This is a genomic window from Mycobacterium sp. E1214 (assembly GCF_001666755.1).
Taxonomy (GTDB): Bacteria; Actinomycetota; Actinomycetes; order Mycobacteriales; family Mycobacteriaceae; genus Mycobacterium.
On sequence record NZ_LZJC01000060.1, the window covers coordinates 1 to 1,272 of the forward strand.

The following is a 1,272-nucleotide window of genomic DNA, read 5'->3' on the forward strand; positions in this document are numbered from 1 at the left end:
AGGAGGCGGTGGTGGGGTCCGCAGGCGAAGGTGAGGTCGTCGATGTCGGTGCGGTGGGTGTGGGCGTAGTCGGTGACGTGGTGGACTTCGGTGTAGTAGCCGGCGGTGGTGCACCCGGGTGCGGTGCAGCCGCGGTCTTTGGCGTGCAGCATGATCCGTTGGCCGGGGGAGGCCAGGCGTTTGCTGTGATACAGCGCCACCGGCTTCGCGTTGTCGAACACGGCGAGGTAGTGGTGGGCGTGGCTGGCCAGGCGGATGACATCACTGATGGGCAGGGTGGTGGTGCCGCCGGTGCGCCCGGTCCCGGCGGCGGCCTGCAGCTCGGCCAGGGTGGTGGTGATGATGATGGTCGCGGGCAGGCCGTGGTGGCGGCCCAGGTCCCCGGAGGCGAGCAGGGCGCGCAGGGCGGCCAGCAGGGCGTCGTGGTGGCGTTGGGGTGTGGAGCGGTGATCGCCGTCGATGGCCTCCTGTGACGGTGTGCCGTCGACGCACGGGGTGTGCTGGTCGGGGTTGCACATGCCGGGGGCGGCGAGTTTGGCTAGGACGGCTTCCAGGGTGGCGCGGGCTTCCGGGGTCAACACGGCGCGCAGTTCGGACGTGCCATCGGGCTGTTGGGGACCCAGGGTCATCGCGCGGCGGCGGGCGCGGTCGGCGTCGTGGTAGGTGCCGTCGGGGTTGAGGCAGTCGGTGAGGGTGGCGGCCAGGGCGCTGAGTTGTTCGGGGCGAAAGCGGCGGGCGTGGTCGGTGAGCAGGGTGTGGGTGTGCTCGCGGGTGGGGGCATCGATGCAGCCGGGCAGCTGATGGTAGAACCGGCGGATCACCGCGACTTGTTCACCCCCGAGCTCACCGGCGCGTTGGGCGGCCGCGGCCGCGGCCAGCAGTGGCGGTAGGGGTTGGCCGGTGAGCCCGACGCGCGGGCCCAGATCGGCCGCGGCGCCAACCCGGCGGGCGGCTTCGGCGCGGCTGATCAGGGTGCGTTCGGCCAAGGCGTGGGACAGTTTGCCGCCCAGCTCGTGCGGGGCGGCGTCGCGGGCCAGGGCGTTGATCACCGGGTGTTCCAGGGCGGGCAGCATCCGACGCACCCGCTCAACGCGCTCCAATACCGCGAATTTGTCGTTGGTTGCCCAAGTGGCGCAGTGGGATTCGGCCGCTTGGCCGACCGCGGCCTCGATGGCATCGAAGGCCGCCATCACCCGCTCAAGATCAGCCGAACCGCTTGCACTCACACCGCCAAACTAGCCATCACCACCGACAAAAACCGCCGCGTTGGGG

Annotated in this window: 1 protein-coding gene; it reads right to left on the bottom strand. The window is 71.1% G+C overall.

All coding sequences use genetic code 11. From position 1 onward, the window contains the following. A partial coding sequence (locus tag A5700_RS07110) for an HNH endonuclease signature motif containing protein (protein WP_068204585.1) occupies positions 1–1,190 on the bottom strand: 1,190 nt, incomplete at its 3' end. Positions 1,191–1,272 lie beyond the last annotated feature (82 nt).